The following is a 20,239-nucleotide window of genomic DNA, read 5'->3' as shown; positions in this document are numbered from 1 at the left end:
CTCAGATCACCCAGTTGCCGGCGGCGGGATCGGCAGGCTTCAGCGACAGGTCGAGGCGCACGGTCGGGCCGAGCGCACGGATGCGGTCCTTGATGTGCGCCGGGCGCACGGTACCGTCCGCGCCGCGGAAGGCGTCGATGACATGCGTGTCGGTCACCACCTGCTTGGCGTTTTCGCGCGCGATGATGCCGTCGGCATCGTGGTCCACCGCCGCGGCTTCGTCGACATGGCGCGACCAGCCTTCGCCGGTCCACCAGATCACGTCGCCGGTGCGCAATTCGTTGCCGGTGATTACCGCGATCTTCGTCTCGCTCACCGCGCCGTCTCCACCATCCGCTGCAATTCCATGATGTCTCCTCGGGCGGCGACCTCGCCGATGACGATCAGCGCCGGGCTCTTCACCGCTTCACGCGCGACCAGTTCGGCCAGTCCCGCCAGCGCGCCCCTTACCACGCGCATGGACGGGCGCGAGGCATTTTCGATCACCGCGAGCGGCATGTCGGGGGCGAGACCGTCGGCCATCAGCTTCTCGGCGATCATGCCCGCCGTCGCGACGCCCATGTAGATCACCAAGGTGCGGCCGACCCCGGCCAGCCCGGCCCAGTCCTGGTCGGCAAGACCCTTGCACTGGCCCGCCACAAACGAGACGATCGAGGCATTCTCGCGGTGCGTCAGCGGAATCTGCGCCGCCGCCGCCGCGCCCAGCGCCGCGCTGACGCCCGGCACCACCTGCACGGGAACGCCGGCCGCATGGCACGCCTCGGCCTCTTCGCCGCCGCGCCCGAAGATGAAAGGGTCGCCGCCCTTGAGCCGGATCACGTCGTGCCCGGCCAGCGCCTCGCGCACGAGCAGCGCGTTGATCTCGTCCTGCGGCATTGTATGGCGCGCGCGCTGCTTGGCAACCGAGACGAAGCGCGCGGTGCGCGGGGCCATCGCCAGCACGGCCGGCTCGACCAGCCCGTCGTGGACCACGACCTGCGCATGCATCAGCAGCCGCGCCGCGCGCAGGGTCAGCAAGTCCGGATCGCCGGGGCCGGCACCGACGAGATACACGGTACCGATGGAGGGGGCATGATTCATGGCCGCGATGTGGGCGCGCGGGCCTGGCGATACCAGCGAGAATCGATTGGATGCCCGCTAGGCAAACTTTAGCGGCACGGGATTCGCTGCCATTCTGGATGGGTTAACGAGGCCCCTGACCGCCCCACGCGCAGCAATGCACCTGCCCCGGCAACCTGCGCGGCCGCTCGATCGGAAACCAATTAACCAATGTTTTCTGTGTTTTGTTGACCAGGACCAAAGCATTTTGCTGATCGACACGCGATCAGACGGACACTGCGATCTTGCGCTTCTATCTCGTCACTTCGTTCATTTTTCCGCGCTCGTTGCGGCTGCGCCTGTTCACCGTGTGCTTTGCCACGACGCACATGCCGCTGATCGCCTACAGCATCTGGGGCCTCGCCACCGGGCGCATCGAACTGGCGGATTTCGTGTTGCTGACGCTCGCCACGGTGTTCGGCACGATCCTCGCGCTGCTCGGGATCGGCGCCCTGCTCAACCCGATCCACACGCTGGCCGACAGCCTGCACCACGCCGACTCGCCCGTGCTGCCCGAGGCGATGGACGTGATCCAGTCGCTTTACGCCGGGGTCCACCGCGCCGCCCGCGCCACCGATGCGCGGCTGCAGTCGCTCGAAGCCGCCGCCCACGAAGACCCGCTGACCGGCGCTCTCAACCGCCGGGGGTTCCTGCACGAGGTCAATGCCCTGATCGAGCAGGGCGCGCGCGGCGGCGTGGCGCTGATCGACGTCGACCATTTCAAGGCGGTCAACGACACGCTTGGCCACGACGAGGGCGACCGCATCCTGAAGGCGCTGGCGAGCGAGCTGGTCAAGCAGACCCGCAGGGTCGACCTAGTGGCGCGCTGGGGCGGCGAAGAATTCGCGCTGTTCCTGCCGGATTGCGCCGAGGATGTCGCCGCCGACATCCTGACGCGCATCGCCGGCGTGCTGCAGCAGCAGCCGATCGGCGTGGTCGCTGGCCGGCCGGTCACGGTATCGGGCGGCACCAGCCAATGCGACGACGGCAATCTCGAGGCCGCGCTCGCTCGCGCCGATGCCGCGCTCTATGCCGCCAAGCACGGTGGCCGCAACCGCGTGATGACGCAGGGCAACCTGGCGCGCAGCCCGATGGAGGCCTGATCCGCCTCCCGGCATGACCCCGGCCATCTTGACCCGGCCCCACCGGCACGACATACGCAGGCCACGGCGATGGATTTCCGCCGGGCCTTCGGCCGAACCGCCCGTTCCTGCCTCGTGCCGGTCCGGGCTGATGATTCCTGCCTGATCGACTGCCCTGAGCCAGATGACATCGGATGGCTCACATGCACCAGGAGGAACCCGTGCGCGCCCTTTTCACCCCGTCCCGCATCCGCTTCACGCTGGCCCAGGTGGCCATGGCGCTGCTCGTCGGCAGCGTTTGCGCTGCGTTCCTGTGGTCGCTCGATGCCGTGACGCGGCTGCGCTTTGCCGCACCCTGGCTGCTCTACGCCCTGCCGCTGGTCGGCGCCGGGGTTGCGCTGCTCTATGGTCGCTTCGGCACGCGCGCAGAGGCGGGCAACAACCTCGTCCTAGATGAAATCCACAAGCCTGGCGCGGGGGTGCCGCTGGCCATGGCGCCGCTGATCTTCATCGGCACGGTGGCCACGCACCTGTGCGGCGGCTCGGCCGGGCGCGAGGGGACCGCGGTGCAGATCGGCGGAAGCCTCGCCCACGGCTTCGTGACGCGCCTCGGCCTCGACGACAAGGCGCGGCGCCTCCTGCTGATGGGCGGAGTCGCGGCAGGCTTTGGCGCAGTGTTCGGCACGCCGCTGGCCGGCGCGGTCTTCGCAATCGAGGTGCTGGCACTGGGCGGGCTCGAACTGTCCGCGCTGGTGCCCTGCCTCGCCGCCGCTTTTGTAGCCGATTTCGGCTGTCGCATCTGGGGCATCCATCACACGCCCTATCCGCATGTCACGCTGCCGGCCCTTGCCATCGCCGGTTTCGCGCTCCTGTTGCTCAAGGCAGCAGGCCTCGGCCTTGCCTGCGGAGCGGTTGCGCGGGCCTTTGCCGAGGCGAACCATGGCCTCGGCGATCTCTACAAGCGCTTCGTCGCGCGGGCGTGGTTGAGGCCGGTGATCGGCGGGCTGCTGGTGATTGCGCTGACCTTCGCGTTCGGCACGCAGGATTACCTCGGCCTCGGCACGCTCTCCCCGCATCCTGGTGCGCCAACATTGCCGGGCTTCTTTGCCATGCCGTCCGACCGGTGGAGCTGGCTGGCCAAGCTGGTCTTCACCGTCGCGACGCTGAGCGCCGGGTTCAAGGGCGGCGAGGTCACGCCCCTGTTCTTCATCGGTGCGGGCCTTGGCAGTGCACTGGCGCCAGTGCTGGGCGTGCCGGTGCCCGTGCTCGCGGCCGTGGGCATGGTCGCGCTGTTCGGCGCGGCGGCCAACACCCCCGTCGCCTGCGCGATCATGGGGCTGGAGCTGTTCGGACTGGACGTGGCGCCGCCGCTGATCGTCGGCTGCGTCGCCGCCTATCTCGCCTCGGGGCATGGCGGCATCTATCTGTCGCAGCGGATCGCCCGGCCCAAGTGGCCGCGCCGCACCGGCGGGGAGAGCCTGCGCGCCTTGCGCGAGGCGCGCCGCCTTGCGCGGCAAGAGCGCTTTAGCACCTGAAAGCTAAATTCGCCGCCGAGGTTTTTGACAGCGCCGCCCGCTCTGCCTATGGGGGCGGCGCTTGCCGGGCCGTTCCCACCCGGCACCCCGGCCGCCCCGCGGCCGCAGCCCAAGGAAAGCTCTCGCGATGTCCGAACCCCAGGCGCCCCTCGCCACTCTCGAACCCACGGCCGCGGCCACGGTCGAAACCGTGCTGACCGTCAAGCACTGGGACGAGCGCCTGTTCAGCTTCACCATCACGCGCCCCGCCTCGTTCCGCTTCCGCTCGGGCGAGTTCGTGATGATCGGCCTGCAGGGCGACAATGGCCGCCCGCTGCTGCGCGCCTATTCGGTCGCCAGCCCGGCCTGGGCCGAGGAACTCGAATTCCTTTCGATCAAGGTGCCCGACGGCCCGCTGACCTCGCGCCTGCAGCTGATCCAGCCTGGCGACCAGATCTATCTCGGCAAGAAGCCGACCGGCACGCTCGTCACCGACGCGCTGCTGCCCGGCAAACGGTTGTTCATGCTCTCGACCGGCACCGGCCTCGCGCCGTTCCTGTCGCTGGCGCGCGACCCGGACGTCTACGAATACTACGAGCAGGTCGTGGTCGTGCATTCGGTGCGCAAGGTCAGCGAGCTGGCGTTCCACGAGGAGCTGGAAAGCGGCTTTGCCGAAGACCCGCTGGTCGGCGAGCAGGCGTCGCAGCAGCTGCACTACGTGCCGACCGTCACGCGCGAGCCGTTCCGCAACAACGTCCGCATCGACAAGCTGATCGAGAGCGGTGCGCTGTTCGAGGGCATTCCCGGCGAGGCGCGCCTCGATCCGGCCACCGATCGCGTGATGCTCTGCGGCTCGATGGACATGATCAAGGACTTCGCCGCGCTGCTCGAGGGCATGGGCTTCGTCGAGGGCTCGAACGCCAAGCCGGGCGACTTCGTGATCGAACGTGCCTTCGTCGGCTGATCTTTCAGCCGACGTCCGGCTCCTGGCCGAGCCGTTCGACCCCGCCGCCGAGCTGGCGGCATTCACGGCGGCCCACGGCGGGGCGGGCGGGATCGTCAGCTTCCTCGGCCAGGTCCGCGCCGGCGATGCGGTCGAGGCGCTGGAGCTGCAGCACTACGCGCCGCTGACCCTTCCCGGCATGACCGGCCTTGCGCAGACCGCGCTCGGCCGCTGGACGCTCGAAGGGCTGCTCGTGCTGCACCGCCATGGCGTCATGCGGCCCGGCGATCCGATCGTCATGGTCGCCGCCGCCGCGCGTCACCGTCGCGACGCCTTTGCCGCAACCGACTTCGTGATGGATCACCTCAAGAGCGACAGCTGGTTCTGGAAGCGCGAGAAGACGGCCGAGGGCTGGCGCTGGATCGAACCGCGCGCGGTGGACTTCGCCGATCGCAACCGCTGGAAAGCGGACTGATTCGGCTTAGAGCGTGTTGACGTTTCAATGAACCGCCATCACGCTCTAGATATTTGTGATCGTGCAATTTTTTGACAAAAACCGGTTCCCACTTTTTGTCATCGCACTCTAGCGTGGCTGCATATCGCGCGCTTCGGCAGGCAGGCGTACTTCCAGTCCATCGAGGCCCGCCTCGAGCAGGACCTGGCACGAGAGGCGGCTGGTGCGCGTGACCCCGGCGGCCAGATCGAGCATGTCTTCCTCGTCGTCCGAGGCATCGGGCAGGCGATCGAACCATTCCGGCGAGACGATGACGTGGCAGGTGGAACAGGCCATCTGCCCCTCGCACGTGCCCTCGAGCGGCAACCCGGCATTCTGCCCGACCTCGAGCAGGGCCTGACCGGCCTCGCCCTCGGCCGCGACGCTGCGGCCATCGGCGGTGAGGAAGGTGACGCGGACCATAGGCAACTAGACTCCCTGCGCTTGCGCCGCCGCGTTCAACACGGCCGCTGCCTGCTCCAGTTCCTCTTCCCGGGTATAACGTCCGAAACCGATGCGGATCGTGCTTTTGCTATCCCTGTCGGAAAGTCCCAGCGCGCGCAAGACATGGCTGGGCCGGCCCGAGCCGCTGGCACAGGCCGATCCTGCCGAAAAGGCGATGTTGCGACATTCGGACAACAGTCGGCCGACATCGAGGCCGGGGCGGCGCAGGCTGAGATTGCCATGCCAGCGCTCGTCGGCGCTGCCGTTGAGCGTCCAGTCCGAGAAGAGCGCCCGGGCCTTCGTCCACAGGCGCTCGACATGCTCTCCATCGCTTGTCCACCGACTTTTGCACAGGGCGGCCGCTGCGCCGAACCCGGCGCACAGTGCCGGCGACAGCGTGCCCGACCGCAAGCCGCCTTCCTGCCCGCCACCGTGGATCAGCGGCGTCAGCGCAACCCCGTCGCGCACCCATAGCGCGCCGATGCCCTTGGGGCCATGGAGCTTGTGGGCCGAAATCGCCACCATGTCGGCGCCGTCTGGCGCGGCGAGCTTGCCCGCGCCCTGCACCGCGTCGCACACGAACAGCGCCCCCATGGCATGGGCGCGCGCAGCAAGCTGTGTGATCGGCTGGATCGTCCCGATCTCGTTGTTGACCTGCATCACCGCGACGAGGCCGGTGCCGTGCGGGATGGCGACGTCGGGCGCGACGCGGCCGTCGGTGCTCACGCGCAGCACACACAGGTCTGGATCGAGCGCGCGCGCGGTGTCGAGCACGGCGGCATGTTCGATCGCCGAGACGGCCAGCGCCCGCGCGCCGCTGCCGGCCAGGGCGATGTTGAGCGCCTCGGTCGCGCCCGAGGTGAAGATCACGCGCCCGCCCGGCGGCAGCAAGGCCGCCACATGCGCGCGCGCCACCTCGACCGCGGCGGCGGCCGCGCGCCCGGCGCGGTGCGGGCTGTGCGGATTGGCGAAGCCCGGCGCAGCCGGCCCTGCCAGCCACGGCAGCATCGCATCGAGCGCCTCGGGCGCCAGCGGCGTCGTCGCCTGGTAATCGAGATAGATCATGCGCGCGCCACCTCGGTCCATGCGGCGACGAAGCGGTCGACGTCGGCCTCGGTCGTCTCGCGGCCCAGCGACACGCGGATGACCTCGCCGGCATGCGGCACACCCATCGCGGTAAGGACGTGGCTCGCGCGCAGCGAGCCCGACGAACAGGCGCTTCCGGCCGAGACCGCGATACCCATGCCGTCGAAGCGGATCAGTTGCGCCGTGGCCGAGCGGCCGGGCATGCGCACCGAACCGATCGTGGCCAGGCGCGGGGCCGATGCCGCGACGATCTCGCCCCCGGCCGCCACCAGCGCGCTCTCCAGCCGCTGGCGCAGCGCCGCGGCGCGTTCCATCCAGCCCGCGCCAGCCTCGAGCGCCGCGACCATGGCCAGTGCGCCGGGCAGGTTCTCCGTCCCCGGCCGATAACCCCGCTCCTGCCCGCCGGCCGGGTGGAGCATCGCCCAGTCGCGCACCAGCAGCGCGCCGGTGCCGATCGGCCCGCCGAACTTGTGCGCCGACAGCACGATCAGATCCGCCTCGGGCAAGGGCAGCTTGCCCGCCCCTTGCGCCGCATCGACCAGCAGGACGCCGCCCGCACCCCGCACCGCCGCTGCGATTTCGGCCAGGGGCTGGATCACCCCGGTCTCGTTGTTGACCTGCTGCACCGCGACGAGGCCCGGCAGTGCGCAGGCGGCGGGATCGACCAGGCCATGCCGATCGACCGGCAGACGCGCCGCATCGCCTGCCAGCCGCAACACCGCCTCGTGTTCGACCACGCTCACCGCGGCCAGTGGCGCCTTGCTGCGCCCGATCGCCAGCGCCAGTCCTTCGCTGGCGCCGCTGGTGAAGACCACCTCGCCGCCCCAGCCAAGCGCCGCCTTCATCCTCGTGCGCGCCTTTTCGAGTGCGGCGCGCGCGGCACGCCCGGCGGCATGCGGACTGGACGGGTTGGCCCAGCGCGCCAGTCCGTCCACCAGCGCATCGCGCGCGGCGGGCAGCAGCGGCGTGGTCGCGGCATGATCGAGATAGAGCGAGGGCGGCAATCGGCATGTCCCGGAAAAGTTGCGTTTCAGGGCATCGTTTCTATATAGCGGTCAGTTCCATGCCCAGCCCCGGCCTTGCGCTTTTTCATGTCCAAGGCCGCGTGCCCAGCCAACAGGTTCATCAGCCAACGATGCCCGCAGTCATCTTCCCCGGTCCCGAAGGCCGCCTTGAAGGCCGCTTCCAGCCCGCCACGCGCAGCCGCGCCCCGGTCGCCATGATCCTGCACCCGCATCCGCAGGCGGGCGGGACGATGAACGATCGCATCACCCAGGCGCTGTACAAGGACTTCGTGGCGCGCGGTTTTGCCACGCTGCGCTTCAACTTCCGCGGCGTGGGCCGCAGCCAGGGCAGCTTCGACAACGGCGTGGGCGAACTGTCCGATGCCGCCGCCGCGCTCGACTGGGTGCAGTCGATCCATCCCGAAGCCTCGTCGACCTGGATCGCGGGCTATTCGTTCGGCGCGCTGATCGGCATGCAATTGCTGATGCGCCGCCCGGAGATCCGCGGCTTCATCTCGATCGCGCCGCCGGCGAACATGTACGACTTCAGCTTCCTCGCGCCCTGCCCCGCCTCGGGCATCATCGTCCAGGGTGCCGCCGATACGGTGGTGACCCCCGGCGCGGTGCAGAAGCTGGTCGACAAGCTGCGTACGCAAAAGCACATCACGATCCACCACGACGAGATCCCGCGTGCCAATCACTTCTTCGAGAACGAACTCGACGAAATGATGAAGTCGGTCGACAATTACCTCGACTTCCGCCTCTCGCCGGATTGCCCGATCCGCTGAGGCGCAAGCCCAAGACCTGACAGACAAGCCCCCGGCAGCGCTCGTGTTGCCGGGGGCTTTTCGTATCGCCGCAGCGCGTGGCCCCGCATGGCGGGACGGGCATGATTTACCGCGCATTTACCATTCCATCCGTAAGTTGCCGCAGCGGCCGAGAGGGGGCCATCACGCCGCACGCCGTCACGGCCGGCCCGCTGAACCAAGGCGCTGCGCATGAACATGGAACCCTGGCCCCCCTCGACCTTTGCCTCGGCCCGCGCGCTGGGCCCGCATGGTCTGGCAACCGCACCCGCCCTTTCCGTGGTCGTGCCCTGCTACAACGAGGAAGAGAGCCTCGCGCACCTCGTCCACAGGGTCACGGCGGCCTGCACCGCGTGCGTCGGCGACGATTTCGAACTCGTGCTGGTCAACGACGGTTCGCGCGATCGCACATGGCCGATCATGACCGCGCTCGCACAGCGGCACCCGCATCTCACGCTCGTCAATCTGGCGGGCAATTATGGCCACCAGCTGGCACTCAGCGCCGGGCTTCAGGTCTGCCGGGGCGATGCTGTCCTCGTGATGGACGCCGACCTGCAGGACCCGCCCGAACTGCTGCCCGATTTCCTTGAGCGCCTCGCCGAGGGGCACGATGTGGTCTATGGCCAGCGCGTGACGCGTGCGGGCGAAACGGTGTTCAAGCGCGCGACGGCCAGTCTGTTCTACCGCACGATGCAGCGCATGGTCGATGTGCCGATCCCTCGCGACACCGGCGACTTTCGCATCATGACCCGCCGTGTCGTTGACCATCTCAACGCCATGCCCGAGCGGTATCGCTTCATTCGCGGCATGGTCAGCCTGATCGGCTTCAGCCAGGTCGCCCTGCCTTATGAACGCGAGGCGCGCTTTGCCGGGCAAAGCAAGTATCCGTTGCGCAAGATGCTCGCTTTCGCGTTCGACGCGATCACCAGCTTCTCCACCGTGCCGCTACGCCTGACGACCTACCTCGGCTTCATCGCCGGGGCGCTCGGCGTCGTGACGCTGGGCTGGGTATTTGCGTGCTATCTGCTGGGCCGCACGCTGGCCGGCTGGACCAGCCTTGCGGGGATCGTCCTCATCATCGGCAGCCTGCAACTGGTCATGCTGGGTATCTTCGGCGAATATCTCGGGCGCATGTACATGGAAAGCAAGCGCCGGCCGCTGTTCATCATTGACGAAGTGCGCGCGGCGACGCCGGCGATCGTGCACACGGCCATGGCCATGCCTGTCGTTGACAGCCCGTCCAACGGCAGTTTGGCGCCGGAGCGCGCTGCATGAGCATTCTGGCAAGGTTTGCCGGCGTCGGGATCATCAATACCGCGATCAGCTTTCTCATCATCATCGCGTGCATCGGGATCGGCCTTGGCGATTATATCGCTAACGCCTGCGGCTATGCCGTTGGCATCGTGGTTTCCTATCTGCTCAACCGCCGCGTGACCTTCGCCGCGGCGGTGCCGCCCAGCCCGCTCGAATTCGCACGCTTTGTCGGGGCGGCCGCCCTGGCCTACGGCTGCAACCTTTTGGTCATAGCCTGTGGACGGGCGGCAGGAATGATAGGCCAGCCGATCGTCCACTTTGCCGGCATGGCGGTCTATTCGGTCGCCTTCTTCGCCGCGATGCGCGTATTCGTCTTTACCGCGCCATCGGCAGACAATGCGCGTCCGACGATGACCCAGCCGACCCCATGGTTGGCCCGGCACGCCCCGGACGTGCTGCTGGCAGTGGCGACGGCCGCGACTGCCCTGGCGCTCTGGGGTATCCCGCTGACGCACGACGTCGTTTGGCAATTCTGGATCGCCCGGCAGATGAGCCATGGCGCCGTGCTCTATCGCGACATTCTCGAACTGAACCCGCCATTGTGGTTCTGGAGCGCGCGGCCGATCGTGGCGCTCAGCGATGCCATGCACCTCGCGCCGCTGCGCATCCTGGTGCCGATCATCGTCGCATGGGCCGGGCTGGCTGCCTGGGCCTTGGGCCGATTGTCGGGCATCGCCGCGCCGTCGCGACGGCTTGCGCTGATGCTGCTGGCGCTGTGGCTGTGCACCGTCAATCCGATCTATGATTTTGGCCAGCGCGAACAACTCGCGCTGATCGCGGCACTGCCTTATGTGGCTCTGCTGGCAGCGCGCCGGCGCGGCGAGGCGATCCCGGCCGGATTGGCGCTCGCCATCGCGCTGGCGGCGGCCTATGGCTTCGCGCTCAAGCATTTCTTCGTGACCATCCCGCTGGGGCTTGAATTGTGGCTCATTGCCGGGCTGCGCCGGCGCTGGCGGCCCTTGCGGATCGAGACAGTAGTGATCGGCATTGCCGCCGTGCTCTATGCACTGGCCGTTCTGCGCTTCGCCCCGGATTTCATGACCCGCGTGGTGCCGATGGTCCGGGCTGCCTACGCCGGTTATGAATCGCCATGGCGCATGGTTGTGCTGCGTCCGTGGACTATCGCGTGGCTGGCCGGCGCCTTGTACCTGATCGCCTATGGCCGCCGTATCCCGTCCCGCGAGGCGACGCTGCTCCATGCCTTGTGCATCGGTGCGGCCGGCTTCGCCTTTGCCTATTTCCTGCAGGACAAGGGCTGGATGTACCACAGCGTCCCGGTGACGGGGATGATGGGGCTGGCCGTGGCGCTGTGCCTGACCGCTGCGCCGGTTGGCACACCGTCGCAGTCACGCCGTCTGCCGCTCGCGCTAGGCGCGCTCTGCGTGGCTTTGCCGCTGCTGCTGCCGTTTGCGTCGGGGCGGTATCACAACCCGTTGCGTGCCGAAGTCGATCCATTGCTGGCATCCGTCAGCCCCGGCGCTGCGGTCTATATCGCCGCCACCGACCCGATGTGGGCCTGGCCGACCGTGACCGACCACGGCCTGGCATGGCGCTCGCGCTATTACAGCCTGTGGATGATTCCGGCGATCGCCCATGCCCGGATGCTCGGGCCGCAGACGCCGGAACTGCGCGATCTGTCCGCCACCCTGCGTCGCCAGGTTGCCAAAGAGGTTCGATGCAGCAGGCCCGAGCTGATCCTGTTCGAAACCCGCCGCATGTACGCCTATCAGCCGGCAGGCTTCGACTTGCGCACTTATCTGGAGCAAGAACCGGCGCTGCACGACACGCTGGCGCGCTATTACGCCCCGGTGCCGATGACGCGCTCGATCGCGGGGTATCGCCGCATGGCGATGCCACCAGCGTTCACCGACCGCGACTGCCCCGCGCTGCACTGAGACGACAGGACCGACACGAAAAGACCCCGGCGTGCCATCGCGCGCCGGGGTCTTTTCGATGCTTAGGGCCTAAACAGGCCGCCGCGCGGGTCAAGCGGCGACGGGCGCTGCCTTGCGGACGCCTTCGTCGACGTGGTCGGCGAACTGCTCGAAGTTGTCGATGAACTTCTTGACCAGGTCCTGTGCGGTCTGGTCGTAGGCATCGCCGTCGGCCCAGGCGCCGCGCGGGTCGAGCAGCGCGGTGTCGACGCCCGGCACGGCGACCGGAACCTCGAAGCCGAAGTTGGGATCTTCGCGGAACTCGGCGTTGTTGAGGCTGCCGTCGAGCGCCGCGTTAAGCAGAGCGCGGGTGGCCTTGATCGGCATGCGCTTGATACCTTCCATGGTGGCCTTGCCGCCCGACCAGCCGGTGTTGACCAGCCAGCACTTGACCCCGCCCTTGGCGATGCGTTCCTTGAGCAGGTTGCCGTAGACCGACGGGTGACGCGGCATGAACGGCGCGCCGAAGCAGGTCGAGAACGTGGCTTCCGGTTCGGTCACGCCGATCTCGGTACCCGCGACGCGCGCGGTGTAGCCCGAGAGGAAGTGGTACATCGCCTGGTCGGGCGTGAGCCGCGCGATCGGGGGCAGTACGCCATAGGCGTCGGCGGTGAGGAAGATGAGGTTCGCCGGCACCGGGCCGAGGTTGTCGGCCGAGGCATTGGGGATGAAGTCGATCGGGTAGGAGCCGCGGCTGTTCTCGGCGAGCGAGGCGTCGTCGAGGTCGATCTCGCGGGTCTCGGGGTCGATCACCACGTTCTCGAGCACCGTACCGAAGCGCTTCGTGGTGGCGAAGATTTCGGGCTCGGCCTCGGCCGAGAGGCGGATCATCTTGGCGTAGCAGCCGCCTTCGAAGTTGAACACGGCGGTATCCGACCAGCCATGTTCATCGTCGCCGATCAGCGTGCGGCTGGCATCGGCCGAGAGCGTGGTCTTGCCCGTGCCCGAAAGGCCGAAGAACACCGCGGTCTTGCCGTCGGCACCGATATTGGCCGAGCAGTGCATCGGCATGACGCCCTTCACCGGCAGCAGGTAGTTGAGGATGCCGAAGACCGACTTCTTCATTTCGCCGGCATAGGAGGTGCCGCCGATGAGGATCAGCTTCTCGGTGAAATTGACCGCGACGACCGTCTCGGTGCGGCAACCGTGACGCGCGGGGTCGGCGCGGAAGCTGGGCAGGTCGATGATGGTATATTCGGGCACGAAGCTGGTGAGTTCATCGGCCGTGGGGCGCACCAGCAGCGTGCGGATGAACAGGTTGTGCCACGCGAACTCGTTGATGACGCGCACGTTGACGCGGTGCTCGGGCTGCGAGCCACCGAACAGGTCGGCGACGTAGAGCTTGTCCTTGGTGGCGAGCGCGGCGAGGAAATCTTCCTTGAGCGCGGCGAAGTGCTCGGGCGTCATGCCCACGTTGGTCTTGCCCCACCACACGGTGTTCTCGGTCTCGGCATCGCGGACGATGAACTTGTCCTTGGCCGAGCGGCCGGTGTGCTTGCCGGTGGCGACGACGAAGGGGCCGTCCTTGGCAAGAACGCCTTCGCCGTTCTTGACGGCATGTTCGACCAGCGGCGCGGTGCCGAGGTTGGCAAACAGCTCGGCGCTCTGCGGAAAGCCCTGTTCGGAAAGCGAAATATTGAGCGTGTTGGCGGACATCACATGGCTCCCTTTGGCGGGTCCGTCAGGAAGCCGTCTCGCCTGTTATCCGGCGCGGCGCCAAGCGGACACTCATTTGCTATCTTGCCGATCGAACTGCGAATACGAATGCGCGATTCTTCCTTCGGATAATTGAGGGGCCTCCCGCCGTCAAACCGCAACAGCGCAAGTTTTTTGCGCAGCAAGTTGCACAATTTACAACTGACCACCCGTAGGCCACGGACGGCGCAGCTGTGCGACCGGGAGGATTCTTGCCAGCGCACGAGCGGACGCCTACCCTGCGCGGCCATCGCCCGGGACATCCACGATCGCCATGCCGACTGCGCCTTCCGACACCGCCTCGCCTCCGGACATTCCGGCCCCGGCCAAGCGGGCCAACCGTACGATCGCGCTGGTCGACGACGACCGCAACATCCTGACGACGGTGTCGATCGCGCTGCAGACCGAGGGCTTCGCCACCCGGCTCTATACCGACGGCGACGTTGCGCTGAAGGCGCTGCTCGACAATCCGCCCGATCTTGCGGTGTGCGACATCAAGATGCCGCGGATGGATGGCCTCGAATTGCTGCGCCGCCTGCGCGAGGCGAGCGACCTGCCGATCATCTTCCTGACCAGCAAGGACGACGAGGCCGACGAGGCCCTCGGCCTGGCCATGGGCGCGGATGACTACATCGCCAAGCCGTTCAGCCAGCGCCTGCTGATCGCCCGCATCCGCGCGATCCTGCGCCGCAGCGACATCGTCCAGCGCGATCCTGCCATGACCGACCCTGCCGTGGCCGAGGCTCTGCCCGAACCCGTGCGCCGCGGCCGCCTGGTGATCGACCCCGCCCGCCATGTCGTGACCTGGATGGACAAGCTGGTGTCGCTGACCGTGACCGAGTTCCTGATTCTCGAGGCGCTTGCGGTCCGCCCCGGCGTGGTGCGCACCCGCGACCAGTTGATGAACGCCGCTTACGACGACGACGTCTTCGTCGACGATCGTACGATCGACAGCCACATCAAGCGCCTGCGGCGCAAGTTCCGCGCGGTCGACCCGCAGTTCAGCGCGATCGAGACGCTGTACGGCGCCGGCTACAGCTATACCGACGAATGATCCGCTGGCGATGAGTGCCACGCCCCCTTCTGCGGCTCAATCTACAAGCCAGCCCGCGCATGCACCGCGCCTGCGGGTCCCGCGTACGCTGCGCCCCCGCGGCCTCTCGCTGACGACCCGCATCCTCGCGGTCAACGTGATTGCGCTCGCCATGCTGGCGGGCAGTTTCTTCTACCTCGACAGCTATCGTACCCAGCTGATCGGCGAACGGTTCAAGCTCGCCCGCGCCGAGGCGGAGATCGCGGCCGACGCGCTAGACGGCAATGCTGCGCCGCAGCAAAAGCACTTACTCGCGCGCATAGGCCGCGAACAGCGCCTGCGCCTGCGCTTGTTCGACCCGGCGGGCAAGCTCATCGCCGACAGCTTTGCCCTGGCGCCGCCCTCGTTCGTGCTGGCCGACACTGCGGACGATACCTGGCTGCAGCGTGCTGCCCGGCTGCTCGATCGCGGGGTCGATTTCATCGTCGGGGCGCCGCCGATCGAGAGCTATGCGGAACCGGCGACATCGGGCGCAGACAACTGGCCCGAAGTGCTGCGCGCCCGCAACGCCGGCGCAACCGAGGTGCACTTGCGCTATGCCCCCGATCGCACCCCGATCCTGACCGCCGCCACGCCGGTCGGCCGGAGCGGCGCCATGCTGCTGAGCATGCGGAATGCGACCGACGTTACCCAGGCGGTACGCGATGCGCGCCAGACGCTGGTCATCATCATCGGTCTGGCGCTGATGCTGTCGGTCCAGCTGTCACTGTTCCTCGCGCGCACGATCGTCCAGCCGCTGCGCCAGCTGGTCCGCGCCGCGGTGCGCGTCCGGCTGGGGCGCGACCGCGAGGTGGTCGTCCCGCGCCTGCCCGATCGCGGCGACGAGATTGGCATGCTGGCGCGCGCGTTTTCAGACATGACCATGGCGCTGCGCCACCGCATCGACGCGGTCGAGAGCTTTGCCGCCGACGTCGCGCACGAACTCAAGAACCCGCTCGCGAGCCTGGCCAGTGCGATCGAATCGCTCGACCGGGTCGAGGACGAGGGGTTGCGCCGCCAGTTGACCGCGATCGCCACGCACGACGTGCAGCGCATCGACCGGCTCATCACCGAGATCGCCGACGCCAGCCGCATCGATGCCGAACTGAGCCGCGCAACATTCGTGCGGCTGGACCTCGCCGCGCTCGCCGCGCAAGTCGTGGGCGCCCGCGGCGCACGCGAAACGCGGGGCGGCGCGGTGATCCGGCTGCTGCGACCGGCTGGCAGCGCGCTACCGCCGCTGGTGCTGGGCGATGCCATGCGGCTCGAACGCGTGCTCGAAAACCTGCTCGACAATGCCGTGTCGTTCTCGCCTCCGGGCGGGCTGGTCGACGTGGCGGTGTGGACCGAGCCGGCGAGCGACGACACCCGCGATGATCCGCGCGTGCTGCTCAGTGTCACCGACGCCGGCCCCGGCATCCCCATGGCCGAGCGCGACAAGGTGTTCGAGCGGTTCCACTCGGTCCGCCCGGCCGAGGAGGCGTTCGGCGCGCATAGCGGGCTGGGCCTCGCCATCGCGCGCACCATCGCCGAGGGACACGATGGCGAGCTGGCGATCGTCGATCGTGCCGATGGCGCAAGCGGCGCCTGCCTCGTCCTCTCGCTGCCCCAGGCCGGAGACCTGCAACCATGATCGCATACCAGGCCACCGCCGTCGCCATCGGCGGACGCGCCGTGCTGATCGAAGGGCCGCCGGGCAGCGGCAAGTCCAGCCTGGCACTGGCGCTGATCGACCGTGGCGCCGCCCTCATCGGTGACGACGGCGTGATGCTGGAGACGGTCGGCGCAACGGCGATGGCCCGGCCCCATCCCAACACCACCGGTCTCATCGAGGTACGCAACCTTGGCCTCGTCCCGATGACGCCCCTGCCCAAAGCGCCGGTCGCGCTGGCCCTGCTGCTCGATCGCGGCGCGCCCCGCTTCGTCGAGTCGCCCGAGTGGGTCGTGCGCGGCGGTGCGACCGTGCCGATGGTGCGACTGTGGCCCGACAGCCCGGTCCTGGCGCTGCGGGCCGAACTGGCGCTGCGCCACTACGGCCTGCCCTGAGGGCGAAACACCGTCGCGCGAACATCTTCCCATCCAGGCCGATTGCGCGCACAAAGCCGCCATGTCGCACGTTACCGATTCCGCCAGTTCCGCTGCCCTGCCCCAACGTGTCCCGCCGCAACGCGTCCTGCTCGTGACCGGCCTGCTGGGCGCGGGCAAGACCACGGCACTGCGCACGCTCGAGGACCTCGGCTGGGAGGCGATCGACAACTTTCCGCTGCGCCTGCTCGATCGCCTGCTGGAGCCCGAGCCGGGGCAGAGCGAGGCCGACGGGGACGCGACGCCGCTGGCGATCGGCTTCGACACGCGCACCCGCGGCTTCGATCCGCAGGCCGTGATCGCCAAGGTCAAGGCGCTGGCGGCGCGGCCCGATCTGTCGGTCACGACCCTGTTCCTCGACTGCGGTGGTGCCGAACTGGAGCGGCGCTACAACGAGACGCGGCGCCGCCACCCGATGAGCGAGGACAAGCCGGCCGCCGGCGGCATCGCGGCCGAGCGTGACCTGCTTGCGCCGTTGCGTCGCTGGGCCGACGTGGTCATCTCGACCACCGACTTCACCACCAACGACCTGCAGCAGGCGATCCGCCAGCAGTTCGCGTCGATCTCTCCGAGTCGCACGACGCTGACGATCAGCAGCTTCGGCTTCGCGCGCGGCACCCCGCCGCTGGCCGACCTGGTGTTCGACATGCGCTTTCTCAACAACCCACACTGGGACGATGCGCTGCGCCCGATGACCGGCAAGGACGCTCCGGTGGGGGATTACATCCGCCGCGATCCGGCCTTTGCCGAGGCCTACGAGCGCATTCTCGGGCTGTTGTTGTTGCTGCTGCCCCGCTTCGAGACGCAGGGCAAAGCCTATGTCAACATCGCCTTCGGCTGCACCGGCGGACGCCACCGTTCGGTCTTCATGGCCGAGCAGATCGGACAAGGCTTGCGCGATGCCGGATTTTCACCCACATTGTTGCATCGCAATCTGAGCGCGCGCACGGCCAGCCTGCTGGAAGGCGCGCAGGCGGTTCAGGTCTGATCGACGATTGCGACACGACGATTGCCATACAATGAGCGCGCACGAGCAACGAGGCGCGAACGGGACGGGGCTGCTTCGAAAGACATGCTTTGTGATTACCAGAGTCCTGGTAGCCGGAGGGCGCCCGCCAAGGCGATGTTAAGGTTCGCCATGGCAAAGTGCCCGGCTGCATTTCGGAGCCCGTTCCCTTCATGATCGGTCTAATTCTCGTTACCCACGGCGCCCTTGCCGACGAATTCATCCATGCGATGGAGCATGTCGTGGGCCGGCAGCAGGACGTCATCGGCGTCTGCATCGGCCCCAACGACGACATGGAGCGGCGGCGCAAGGAGATCGCCGATGCCATCCGCCGTGTCGACAGCGGCGATGGCGTCATCATCCTCACCGACCTGTTCGGGGGCACGCCGTCGAACCTCGCCATCTCGCTGATGCAGGCTGGGCGCGTCGAGGTGATCGCCGGCATCAACCTGCCCATGCTGATCCGCCTCGCCAAGGCGCGCGGCTGCATGAACGTGCGCGAGGCGACATCGGCCGCGCGCGATGCGGGGCGCAACTACATAACGATCGCATCGGAATTTCTCGGCCAGGACGCCTGATCCGCGCCGGGATTTTAACGCAGCGACATGAGCCGGACGCGAAGCCGCGGCGGCACAGCCTGGGACCGGGCGGGGAAGAGAGAGGATCGCCGATGACGACGCAAAGCTACGTTGCCCGAGAGACGATCACGATCGTCAACCAGCGCGGTCTTCACGCCCGCGCCAGTGCCAAGTTCGTCAATGCCGTGGCCAAGCTGCCTGACGCGATCGACGTCAAGGTGTTCAAGGACGGGACCGAGGCCAATGGCGGGTCGATTCTGGGCCTGATGATGCTGGGCGCGGCCAAGGGCGATACCATCGACGTGCATGTTGCCGGCCCCGAGGGGGAGGCTGACCAGGTCCTGCTCAAGCTGGCTGGCCTGGTGAAGGACGGCTTCGGCGAGGATTGATCCCGGGGCCTTTGCCCTCTTGCCCGGCCAGCACGGCTGGCGCATGGCAGCCCCATGTCCCGCCGCACGATTACCGGGTTCTCCAACCCCACCGTCAAGTTCGTCCGCAGCCTGCGCGACAAGAAGCACCGCCGGCGCGAGCAGCGCTTCCTGACCGAAGGCCTGCGCCTGCTGACCGATGCCCGCGAGGGCGGGCGCCTGCCCGAAATCCTGCTGATGGCGCAAGGGCGCGACGCGCATCCTCTGCTCGACGAGCTGGAGGCGGCGGTCGATGCGGCGGGCGGCGACGTGATCGAGCTGCCCGTGGACATCCTGTCCAAGGTCACCGGCAAGGAAAACCCGCAGGCCGTGGCCGGGGTCTTTGCCGAGTGGGACACCGGCCTCGACCAGATCGACCGCGATGCGGCGCCGCTGTGGCTGGTGGCACAAGCCATGCGCGATCCCGGCAATCTCGGCACGATGCTGCGCACCGCCGATGCCGTGGGCGCGGGCGGCCTGATCCTGCTCGACGACAGCGTCGATCCCTTCTCGGTCGAAGCGGTGCGCGCCAGCATGGGCGCGATCTTTACGCAAAGGCTGGCCCAGGCGCGCTGGGAGGATTTCATCGCCTGGCTGCGTGGCGGATCGGGGCAACTGGTCGCCGCATCGCTGCGCGAGGCCGTGCCCTATCGCGGCGCGCCCTATGCCGCGCCCTGCTTCGTCATGGTCGGCAACGAGTCGCGCGGGCTGCCCGAGGACTACGAGCGCGCCTGCGACTTGCGTGTGACCATGCCGATGAAGGGCCGCGCCGACAGCCTCAACGCCGCCGTCGCCGCGGCCGTCCTCGCATACGAGGTACTCGCCAGCCTGGACTGACAAGCGAGGAGCGCGCCTCGCTTGCCGGTGGCTTGCCGGCGCGTCACCGCCGTGAGATCGTGCGCGGCATGACTCCGATCCTTTCCGTCTTCGCGCGTTCGCCCGATGGCGGTCGCGGCCTGGCGCGCGACATGGCGGTGCGCTGGGCGCTGGCCGAGGTGGGCCAGCCCTATGCCACGCGCGGTGTGTCGTTCGAGGCGCTCAAGCAACCGGCGCATCGCGCGCGCCAGCCCTTCGGCCAGATCCCGGCCTATGAAGATGACGGCGTCACGCTGTTCGAGTCCGCCGCGATCGTGCTGTACCTGGCCGAGCGGCACGGCGTCCTTCTGCCCAAGGGCAAGGATGATGCGGGCACCGCACGCGCGCGGGCCATCGCCTGGATGTTCGCCGCCGTCGCGACGGTAGAGCCACCGATCGTCGAGCGCAGCATGGCTCTGATGCTGGAGCGGAACAAGCCGTGGTTCGATGCGCGCCAGGCGATGCTGGACGACCGCGTACGCGTGCGGCTTGCGTCCCTCGCCGATCACCTGGGTCAGCACGAATGGTTGGAACACACGTTCACCGCCGGCGACCTCATGATGGTCTGCGTGCTGCGCAGGCTTGGCCGGGGCGGACTTCTCGACGAGCACGCGACCTTGCGCGCCTATGTCGATCGCGGCGAAGCACGGCCCGGGTTTGTTGCGGCCTACGCCGCGCAACGCGAGGCTTTCGCGGCAGGTGCTTGAGCGGGGTTGTGCATGCGGGCGCGCGCTTATGAGGCGGCGATTGCGGTCAGCGAGGCGCCGGAAGAAAACACCAATCCCTGCCACGTTCGGCCTCAGCTTTTCGAAGGCCTCGCGCA

General features: G+C 68.1%; 21 protein-coding genes and 1 riboswitch. Of the genes, 15 read left to right on the top strand and 6 right to left on the bottom strand.

Annotation, left to right across the window (positions count from 1 at the left end):
• Position 1: 1 nt before the first annotated feature.
• Positions 2 to 301, bottom strand: coding sequence for a DUF2849 domain-containing protein (locus V7Q48_RS04875; protein ID WP_333836730.1), 300 nt, complete (start codon positions 299 to 301; stop codon positions 2 to 4).
• A gap of 11 nt (positions 302 to 312) precedes the next feature.
• A complete protein-coding gene (gene cobA / locus V7Q48_RS04870) occupies positions 313 to 1,080 on the bottom strand; it encodes a uroporphyrinogen-III C-methyltransferase (RefSeq protein WP_333836619.1) in 768 nt (255 codons plus the stop codon).
• Positions 1,081 to 1,343: 263 nt separating this feature from the next.
• Here cobA and V7Q48_RS04865 point away from each other — a divergent pair, with 263 nt between their 5' ends.
• From V7Q48_RS04865 to V7Q48_RS04850, 4 genes are all read left to right on the top strand, one after another.
• The gene (locus V7Q48_RS04865) at positions 1,344 to 2,201 is read left to right on the top strand and encodes a GGDEF domain-containing protein (protein ID WP_333836618.1); all 858 of its coding nucleotides are present in this window, start codon (positions 1,344 to 1,346) and stop codon (positions 2,199 to 2,201) included.
• A gap of 56 nt (positions 2,202 to 2,257) precedes the next feature.
• Positions 2,258 to 2,348: riboswitch (Fluoride riboswitch) on the top strand.
• A 53-nt stretch (positions 2,349 to 2,401) separates the two neighbouring features.
• A complete protein-coding gene (locus V7Q48_RS04860) occupies positions 2,402 to 3,715 on the top strand; it encodes a chloride channel protein (RefSeq protein WP_333836617.1) in 1,314 nt (437 codons plus the stop codon).
• A gap of 127 nt (positions 3,716 to 3,842) precedes the next feature.
• Positions 3,843 to 4,658, top strand: coding sequence for a ferredoxin--NADP reductase (locus tag V7Q48_RS04855; RefSeq protein ID WP_333836615.1), 816 nt, complete (start codon positions 3,843 to 3,845; stop codon positions 4,656 to 4,658).
• Positions 4,642 to 5,112 carry a molybdenum cofactor biosynthesis protein MoaE gene (locus V7Q48_RS04850; protein ID WP_333836614.1) on the top strand — a complete coding sequence of 157 codons (471 nt, stop codon included), beginning with the start codon at positions 4,642 to 4,644 and terminating at the stop codon, positions 5,110 to 5,112. The genes V7Q48_RS04855 and V7Q48_RS04850 overlap by 17 nt, the downstream gene beginning before the upstream one ends.
• Positions 5,113 to 5,220: 108 nt before the next feature.
• Here the strand turns inward: V7Q48_RS04850 and V7Q48_RS04845 are convergent, their stop codons facing one another.
• The 3 genes from V7Q48_RS04845 to V7Q48_RS04835 are packed head-to-tail and all read right to left on the bottom strand — an operon-like array spanning position 5,221 to position 7,664.
• Positions 5,221 to 5,553, bottom strand: coding sequence for a 2Fe-2S iron-sulfur cluster-binding protein (locus V7Q48_RS04845; RefSeq protein WP_333836613.1), 333 nt, complete (start codon positions 5,551 to 5,553; stop codon positions 5,221 to 5,223).
• Positions 5,554 to 5,559: 6 nt separating this feature from the next.
• Positions 5,560 to 6,639, bottom strand: coding sequence for a cysteine desulfurase family protein (locus V7Q48_RS04840; RefSeq protein WP_333836612.1), 1,080 nt, complete (start codon positions 6,637 to 6,639; stop codon positions 5,560 to 5,562).
• A complete protein-coding gene (locus V7Q48_RS04835) occupies positions 6,636 to 7,664 on the bottom strand; it encodes a cysteine desulfurase family protein (protein WP_333836611.1) in 1,029 nt (342 codons plus the stop codon). The genes V7Q48_RS04840 and V7Q48_RS04835 overlap by 4 nt, the downstream gene beginning before the upstream one ends.
• A 131-nt stretch (positions 7,665 to 7,795) precedes the next feature.
• Here V7Q48_RS04835 and V7Q48_RS04830 point away from each other — a divergent pair, with 131 nt between their 5' ends.
• The 3 genes from V7Q48_RS04830 to V7Q48_RS04820 all read left to right on the top strand — a co-directional run bounded on the left by V7Q48_RS04830 (position 7,796) and on the right by V7Q48_RS04820 (position 11,679).
• Complete coding sequence (locus V7Q48_RS04830; protein ID WP_333836610.1) at positions 7,796 to 8,452, top strand: alpha/beta hydrolase; 657 nt, start codon at positions 7,796 to 7,798, stop codon at positions 8,450 to 8,452.
• A 210-nt stretch (positions 8,453 to 8,662) separates the two neighbouring features.
• A complete protein-coding gene (locus V7Q48_RS04825; RefSeq protein WP_333836609.1) occupies positions 8,663 to 9,745 on the top strand; it encodes a glycosyltransferase family 2 protein in 1,083 nt (360 codons plus the stop codon).
• Positions 9,742 to 11,679 carry a GtrA family protein gene (locus V7Q48_RS04820; protein ID WP_333836608.1) on the top strand — a complete coding sequence of 646 codons (1,938 nt, stop codon included), beginning with the start codon at positions 9,742 to 9,744 and terminating at the stop codon, positions 11,677 to 11,679. Before V7Q48_RS04825 ends, V7Q48_RS04820 begins: the two co-directional genes overlap by 4 nt.
• A gap of 90 nt (positions 11,680 to 11,769) precedes the next feature.
• Here V7Q48_RS04820 and V7Q48_RS04815 read toward each other — a convergent pair whose 3' ends face one another.
• Positions 11,770 to 13,374, bottom strand: coding sequence for a phosphoenolpyruvate carboxykinase (locus tag V7Q48_RS04815; protein WP_333836607.1), 1,605 nt, complete (start codon positions 13,372 to 13,374; stop codon positions 11,770 to 11,772).
• A gap of 313 nt (positions 13,375 to 13,687) precedes the next feature.
• Between V7Q48_RS04815 and V7Q48_RS04810 the strand changes: the two genes are divergently transcribed.
• The 8 genes from V7Q48_RS04810 to V7Q48_RS04775 all read left to right on the top strand — a co-directional run bounded on the left by V7Q48_RS04810 (position 13,688) and on the right by V7Q48_RS04775 (position 20,123).
• Complete coding sequence (locus V7Q48_RS04810; protein WP_333836605.1) at positions 13,688 to 14,467, top strand: response regulator transcription factor; 780 nt, start codon at positions 13,688 to 13,690, stop codon at positions 14,465 to 14,467.
• Between the two features lie 10 nt (positions 14,468 to 14,477).
• Complete coding sequence (locus V7Q48_RS04805) at positions 14,478 to 16,118, top strand: sensor histidine kinase (protein ID WP_333836603.1); 1,641 nt, start codon at positions 14,478 to 14,480, stop codon at positions 16,116 to 16,118.
• Positions 16,115 to 16,531, top strand: a complete 417-nt coding sequence (locus V7Q48_RS04800) for an HPr kinase/phosphorylase (RefSeq protein ID WP_333836602.1) — start codon at positions 16,115 to 16,117, stop codon at positions 16,529 to 16,531. The genes V7Q48_RS04805 and V7Q48_RS04800 overlap by 4 nt, the downstream gene beginning before the upstream one ends.
• Positions 16,532 to 16,592: 61 nt before the next feature.
• A complete protein-coding gene (gene rapZ, locus V7Q48_RS04795) occupies positions 16,593 to 17,558 on the top strand; it encodes an RNase adapter RapZ (protein WP_333836601.1) in 966 nt (321 codons plus the stop codon).
• 191 nt (positions 17,559 to 17,749) lie between these two features.
• Complete coding sequence (locus V7Q48_RS04790; RefSeq protein WP_333836599.1) at positions 17,750 to 18,154, top strand: PTS sugar transporter subunit IIA; 405 nt, start codon at positions 17,750 to 17,752, stop codon at positions 18,152 to 18,154.
• A gap of 92 nt (positions 18,155 to 18,246) precedes the next feature.
• A complete protein-coding gene (locus V7Q48_RS04785; RefSeq protein WP_333836598.1) occupies positions 18,247 to 18,543 on the top strand; it encodes an HPr family phosphocarrier protein in 297 nt (98 codons plus the stop codon).
• 54 nt (positions 18,544 to 18,597) lie between these two features.
• On the top strand, positions 18,598 to 19,398 hold the full coding sequence (locus tag V7Q48_RS04780; RefSeq protein WP_333836597.1) for a TrmH family RNA methyltransferase: 801 nt from the start codon (positions 18,598 to 18,600) through the stop codon (positions 19,396 to 19,398).
• Between the two features lie 68 nt (positions 19,399 to 19,466).
• Positions 19,467 to 20,123 (top strand): glutathione S-transferase family protein, encoded by a 657-nt coding sequence (locus tag V7Q48_RS04775; RefSeq protein ID WP_333836595.1) that lies wholly within the window; start codon positions 19,467 to 19,469, stop codon positions 20,121 to 20,123.
• The last annotated feature ends 116 nt before the right edge of the window (positions 20,124 to 20,239 follow it).

Source organism: Novosphingobium sp., from assembly GCF_036803765.1.
Lineage (GTDB): Bacteria > Pseudomonadota > Alphaproteobacteria > Sphingomonadales > Sphingomonadaceae > Novosphingobium.
This window is presented reverse-complemented; position numbering and strand designations above follow the sequence as displayed.